General features: G+C 74.5%; 6 protein-coding genes. 3 read left to right on the forward strand and 3 right to left on the reverse strand.

Going from position 1 to position 6,230, the window contains the following annotated elements:
- Positions 1–45: 45 nt before the first annotated feature.
- Complete coding sequence (locus AB0O29_RS16415; RefSeq protein ID WP_365152123.1) at positions 46–1,611, forward strand: serine/threonine-protein kinase; 1,566 nt, start codon at positions 46–48, stop codon at positions 1,609–1,611.
- Positions 1,612–1,663: 52 nt separating this feature from the next.
- Here AB0O29_RS16415 and AB0O29_RS16420 read toward each other — a convergent pair whose 3' ends face one another.
- Entirely contained in the window at positions 1,664–2,527 is an 864-nt protein-coding gene (locus AB0O29_RS16420; protein ID WP_365152125.1) for a LysR family transcriptional regulator, read from the reverse strand.
- A 92-nt stretch (positions 2,528–2,619) separates the two neighbouring features.
- Here AB0O29_RS16420 and AB0O29_RS16425 point away from each other — a divergent pair, with 92 nt between their 5' ends.
- Together AB0O29_RS16425 and AB0O29_RS16430 are read left to right on the forward strand one after the other, a co-directional pair.
- On the forward strand, positions 2,620–3,357 hold the full coding sequence (locus tag AB0O29_RS16425) for an SDR family oxidoreductase (protein WP_365152127.1): 738 nt from the start codon (positions 2,620–2,622) through the stop codon (positions 3,355–3,357).
- 60 nt (positions 3,358–3,417) lie between these two features.
- Positions 3,418–4,215 (forward strand): methyltransferase domain-containing protein, encoded by a 798-nt coding sequence (locus AB0O29_RS16430; protein ID WP_365152129.1) that lies wholly within the window; start codon positions 3,418–3,420, stop codon positions 4,213–4,215.
- Between the two features lie 19 nt (positions 4,216–4,234).
- Here AB0O29_RS16430 and AB0O29_RS16435 read toward each other — a convergent pair whose 3' ends face one another.
- Positions 4,235–4,483 (reverse strand): hypothetical protein, encoded by a 249-nt coding sequence (locus tag AB0O29_RS16435; protein WP_365152131.1) that lies wholly within the window; start codon positions 4,481–4,483, stop codon positions 4,235–4,237.
- A 10-nt stretch (positions 4,484–4,493) separates the two neighbouring features.
- Complete coding sequence (locus AB0O29_RS16440) at positions 4,494–5,798, reverse strand: ferredoxin reductase family protein (RefSeq protein WP_365152133.1); 1,305 nt, start codon at positions 5,796–5,798, stop codon at positions 4,494–4,496.
- Between the last annotated feature and the right edge of the window lie 432 nt (positions 5,799–6,230).

The raw sequence follows: 6,230 nt of genomic DNA on the forward strand, positions 1-6,230 counted from the left end.
GCTCCGCGTGGGCGACGACGGGATGGCGTCTCACGGGGGTGTGGCATGGAGCCGTTGACCGCGACCGATCCGCGCCGGGTGGGCGCGTACCGGCTGCTGTACCGCCTGGGAGAGGGCGGTATGGGACGCGTCTACCTGGGCCGGTCGCCGGGCGGCCGGGCGGTCGCCCTCAAGGTGGTGCACGAGACCGTCGCCGGAGACCCGGGCTTCCGCCGGCGCTTCGCCCGGGAGGTCAGGGCCGCCCGGTCGCTGCGGGGCCCGGGGACCGTGCCGGTCCTGGACGCCGATCCGGAGGCGGAGGTGCCCTGGCTGGCCACGGCGTACGTCCCGGGGCCCGCGCTCTCCGACGCCGTCATCGGCCACGGGCCGCTGCCCGAGGTGGCCCTGTGGCGACTGCTGTCCGGCCTGGCGCGGGCGCTGGCGGGGGTGCACGGGGCCGGTCTGGTCCACCGGGACGTCAAACCGTCCAACGTGCTGCTCTCCCCCTCGGGTCCGCTGCTCATCGACTTCGGCATCGCCCGGTCCGCCGACGAGACGGTGTTGACCGGGACCGGTCTGGTGGTGGGTTCGCCCGGCTACATGTCGCCGGAGCAGGCCGAAGCCAAGGCCATCGGCCCGGAGGCGGACGTGTTCTCCCTGGGCGCGGTCCTGGCCTTCGCGGCGACCGGGCGCGGCCCGTTCGGCGGCGGGTCGGTGGCCGAGCTGCTGTACCGGCTCGTGCACCATGAGCCGGACCTCGACGGGATCGGGGGCCCCTTCGGGGAGCTGACCCGGCGCTGCCTGGCCAAGGGGCCCGCGGACCGGCCTACGGTCGCGGAGCTCGCCGCCGTTGCCGGGCAGTGGGCGGGCACGGGCCCCTGGCTGCCGGCGCCCGTGGTCGCCGCCATCGCGCAGAAGGCGGAGGAACTGCTCAACGCGGAGGCGGAGGAGCCGGAGGAGGAGGCCGGTGGACCCGTACGGGAGCCGGCGTCCGCGGCGGCGGCCCGGGCGATGACCCTGACGGACGCGGCGGCGGCCACCGCGCCGCCGCCGTACGTTCCGACGCCCACGGCGGTCGTGGCCGGCCGGCCGCCGGCCGGGCCGCGCCGTGCGCGGGCCGCGTCGGAGGCGGCGCCGTCCGGGCGGGAGGACGCGGTCAGGGCCCTGACCAAGGGCCTCGGGAAGCCGCTCTACGGGCTGTTCTTCCTGGTCCCGATGGTCACCCTGCTGATCGGCGGGTTCGACCTGCTGGACCGGGCCGCGCGCTTCCCGTCCGAGTCGGAGCGGTCGAGCGCCGCGCACCAGTGGGCCGTGGACGACGGCTGGTGGCGTTTTCCCGTGACCCTGCTGCTCTTCGGCGCGATGGTGTGGCTCCAGCTCTACCGGAAGCGGCTGATGACGGTGCCGTCCGGGCGGGTCCGGCTGTGGTCGGCCGGGATCGGCGCGTACTGGATCGCCCTGGTGGCCGGCACGGCCCTGCACGTGGCGTGGTTCGTGATCGTGCAGGAGGACATGCCGCACGAGGCGGGCACCCACCCGCTGCTGTGGGTGGCCCTGCCGGTGGCCGTCATCGGTGCGGTGGCCTCGCCCATCCTGCTGACCGGGTCGGTGCTGCGGATCGTGAAGGCCTGAACCGGGCCCGTGGAACTGTGGCCCGTGGATCCGTGGCCCGTGGATCCGCGGGTCAGAGCCGGGCGGCCGTGCGGATCAGGCCGGCCAGGGCGAGGGAGCGGCTGTGGGCGGGCCAGGCGATGTGGGTCACGACGGGAGGCGCGTCGGTCAGGGGGACGGCCGTGTGCTCGGCCCACAGCCAGGAGCGGGCGGAGTCGGGGACGACCGCCACGGTGCGTCCGAGGGCGATCAGCTGGGCCAGTTGCGTCTGGTTGTGGATCTCGGGGCCAGGGCCGGGTGCGTAGGCGCCGCGGGTGGGCCAGCGGGCGAGAGGCAGATCGGGGACGTCCCTGACCTCGGCCAGGGACAAGGTCGCGCGGGCGGCGAGGGGGTGCCCGGCGGGCAGGACGGCGATCTGTCCCTCGGTCGCCAGCGCCTCGCTGTCGAACCCGGCGAGGGAGTTCCACGGCGTGTGCATGAGCGCGGCGTCGGCGCGTCCGTCGCGCAGCAGTTCCTCCTGCTCGGCGATGCCGCACGGCACCACCTCGACCTCGGCGCTGTCGGGCTCGGCCGCGTAGGCGTCGAGGAGCCTGCGCAGCAGGTCGTGGGAGGCGGCGGCCTTCACCGCGAGGACCAGCCGGGCACGGGGGCCGTCAGGGCTGTCGGCGCCGCCCGCGCGCCGGGTGCGGCGAGCGGCGGCGGCGGTCGCGTCGAGGGCCGCCCGGCCCTCGTGCAGCAGCACCTCTCCGGCACCGGTCAGGAGGACACCACGGCGGTTGCGCCGCAACAGGCAGACCCCGAGGCGTCGTTCGAGCTGCTGGATCGCCCGCGACAGCGGCGGCTGGGCCATGCCGAGGCGCTCGGCCGCGCGCCCGAAGTGCAGTTCCTCCGCGACGGCCACGAAGTACCTCAACTCGCGGGTCTCCAGGGTGTCCACGGCCGCAGCATACGCGGTGATACCCGGCGGGTATGATAGGGCACCGGATCGGTGTTGGCCGCGCTGGCCGCCCGGGAGCCACCATCATCGGCATGAGCGAAACGAAGATCGCGCTGGTGACCGGCGCGAACAAGGGCATCGGATACGAGATCGCGGCCGGACTGGGCCGCCTCGGGTACCGCGTGGGCGTGGGAGCGCGCGACGCCGCCCGGCGCGAATCCGCCGTCGGGAGGCTGCGGGCCGGCGGGGTGGACGCGTTCGGGGTCCCGCTGGACGTGACCGACGACCAGAGCGCCACCGCCGCCGCGGAACTGGTCGAGAGGCTGGCCGGGCGCCTGGACGCCCTGGTCAACAATGCGGGTATCTCGGGTGAGATGGGCCCGGGGTGGGCGCAGGACCCGACCGCGCTCGATCTGGAGGTGCTCCGCACGGTCGTGGACACCAACGTCATGGGCGTCGTCCGGGTGACCAACGCGATGCTGCCCCTGCTGCGGCGCTCGGCCTCGCCGCGCATCGTCAACGTCTCCAGCAGCGTCGGATCCCTGGCCCGGCAGGCGGACCCGGACATCGAGATCGGCCCGGTGATGGCGGCCTACGCGCCGTCGAAGTCGTTCCTCAACGCCCTCACCGTGCAGTACGCCCGGCAGTTCGCCGGTACGGGCATCCTGATCAACGCCGCCTGCCCGGGCCTGGTCGCGACCGACTTCACGGGCTTCCAGGGGCCCCGCACCCCCGAGCAGGGCGCGGCCACCGCGATACGGCTCGCCACGCTGCCCGACGGCGGCCCGACCGGTGCGTTCTTCGAGGACGGCGGGGTCGTCCCCTGGTGATCACGAACCCGCGGTGTCATCCTCCGACCGGTAGCCCTGGTCCTGCCGCCGGAGGTCGACATGGCGCTCCTTCCCGACATCACCGCGTTCTACGGTGCCGGCGATGAGGCCGGCCGCCTCGTCTCCGGGCGCACCATCGGGACGGTCGAGCTGGTGCGGACGCGGGAACTCCTGCGTCCTTGCCTTCCGCCCCCGCCCGCGTCCGTGCTGGACGTCGGCGGCGGGCCCGGGGTACACGCCCGCTGGCTCACCGACGGCGGCTATCGGGTGCTCGTCGTCGACCCGGTGGAGGGGCACGTGCGGCAGGCCCGGGAGCAGGGTCTGGCGGCCTCCGTGGGCGACGCGCGGCAACTCGCCCAGGAGGACGGTTCGTTCGACGCCGTGCTGATGCTCGGCCCGCTCTACCACCTGCCGGACGAGGAGGGGCGGGCCCGTGCCTGGCGGGAGGCCCATCGTGTCGTCAGGCCCGGTGGCCTGGTCGCGGCGGCCGCCCTCAACCGGTACGCCAAGCTCATGGGTTTGGACTCGTCCCGCGCACTGGAGATCGCGAGGACCGGGCTGCGCGTCCGCGGGGACGGCCCCACCACCTACTACCACGACCCCTCGGAGCTCCGGGCCGAGGCCCGGCGGGCGGGTTTGGACGACCTGGCGGTCCACGGGGTGCACGGGCCCTCCTATGAGGCCCTGCGAGCCGAGGAGCGCCGGACCGGCAAGAGGGACCTGGGCCCGAGGGCTCTCGAAACCGCGCTCGCCGCCGCACGGTTCGCCGACGGCCGCCCGGAACTCGTGGTGTCCAGCCCGCACCTGCTGGCTGTGGCACGCCGGCCGCGCACCCCCGGGCGGGCCGCACTCCCTTAGCGCACGGAGGGGACGTCCGTCAGCGGGCGGAGGGGACGTGCGGGGGGGCGCTCGGGGCGGGGGCGGCCGGGGCGACCGTCATCGTGATGCCGGTCGCGGTGAGCGCGCTGACCAGGGCGAGGCCGATGGCCAGCCGGTGTGAACGCGCGGGGCGGCGGTGCCGGGCGTTCGCCCGGCGGCGCGGCGGGGGCGAAGCCGCGCGCCCGGGGGCGGGCGGCGGCGTCGGCAGCGGGTGCGCCGGCGCGTTCACGGGGTGGTTCATCGCCACGATCAGGTCCTCAGTAGGTGAAGCACTCGGAATGGATCCGCCCGGAGGGCACGCCCGCCCGGATCAGCGAAGCCGTCGTGGCGTCCGTCATCCCGGGCGGCCCGCAGAGGTACACGTCGTGGTCGGCCAGCTCGGGTACGAGCGAGCGCAGCGCCTGCGGGGCGAGCGGGTCGTACGCCTCGTCGGAGCGTCCCACCAGGTAGTGCAGGGCGGCTTCGCGCTCCGCGGCGATGGCCTCCAGCTCGCTCCGCAGGACCAGCTGGCCGGCGTCACCGGCCCGGTACAGCAGTGTGAGGTCACCGGGCCCGGCGGGCAGCGCCTCGAACAGGGCCCGCATGGGTGTGATCCCGATGCCGCCCGCGATCAGGAGGACCTTGGGGCGGGTGCGCCGCCACCGGGTGAGCGCGCCGAACGGGCCGGTGGCCAGCACCCGGGTGCCGGGACGCAGCCTGCGCACCCGCCGGGAATGCGCGCCGAGCGCCTTCACGGTGATCCGCAGGCGGTCGTCGTGGACGGGTGCGGAGAGCGAGAAGGGCAGGGCGGTGTGCCACAGGCCGCGCCTCAGGAAGCGCCAGCGGAAGAACTGGCCCGGCTCGGCCCGGAGCTCACGGAGACGGCCGCCCCGGATGGTCACGGAGACCACGTCCGGGCCCTCGCGTTCGACGGCGGCGACGCGCAGCCCGTGCCGCAGGGCCTGGCGTACGGGGACGACGCCCCGGTACCAGACGAGCAGGACCGCGACGACGGTGTGCAGCAGGGCCCAGAACCAGGTGGTCAGGGAGGTGACGGCGACGTCGGGTCCGGCCAGCTGGTGGACGAAGCCGAGGGCGGCGGCGATGTAGGTGAGGAGGTGGATGCCGCGCCAGGTCTCGTGCGGGATCCGGCGGCGCACGGCCCTGACGGAGGCCAGGCCCGCACAGGCGAGCAGGGCGGCTGCGGCGTAGGCGGCGGCCACGGCCGGGTACCCGATCAGGTCGCCGTTGGCCGTGACCAGGTCGGTCCCGCCGCGCAGGGCGTACACGAGGAGGGCGAGCAGGCCGTGGGCGGCACAGAGGATCAGCACCCAGCGGCCGCCGAAGGCGTGCCAGCGGGCGAGGCGGTCGGCGCCGACGCCGTGCTCGACCGCCGGGACCCGTGCCATCAGGAAGAGCATGACCAGGATTCCGTAGCCGGCGAGGAGTCCGGTGAGGTGCGCACCGGCCCCGATCAGGTCGTCGGGACGGGCGGACGGCCGGACCTGTGCGGCCCACAACAGGACGACCGCGGCCGCTCCGGCGGCCAGGCCGGCGCGCAGCCGCTGGGGCGCGGTCTTCATCGGCGCACGTCCCTTCCACTGGGTGATCGGCATGACCCCTGCCGTGGTGCCGGGGCCCGAACAGGCCGGCAGGGAGCGATAGCAGTGGCAACTATGTGCAAATTTGCTCGCGTCAGGCAATGACGATCTCCGCGGAATGACTTCTGTCACGCATCCCGATAGGGGCCGAATGTCCGACTATGCGGAGTTGCGGCGCCCTCCCGGCATCCCGCCCCCGCACGCCGTCTTCGCCTCTTCGGCTCCGCGTTTCCGCAGGACAGGCGTACAAGGGCGAGGCGCCTACCACGCCTCGGAGGGCCTCTTTGGGGAACTCTTTACCCTGGCACGGGGGCTAGGCCGTGTCCGCAAAGTCGGTTGGTCGTTACTCCGTTCGTGGTGCGACGTCATGAACTGACTGATCAGGCCTGGACGGTGATCGAGCCGTTGCTGGCC

This window comes from Streptomyces sp. NPDC089915 (assembly GCF_040684675.1).
In the GTDB taxonomy this organism is placed as follows: Bacteria; Actinomycetota; Actinomycetes; order Streptomycetales; family Streptomycetaceae; genus Streptomyces.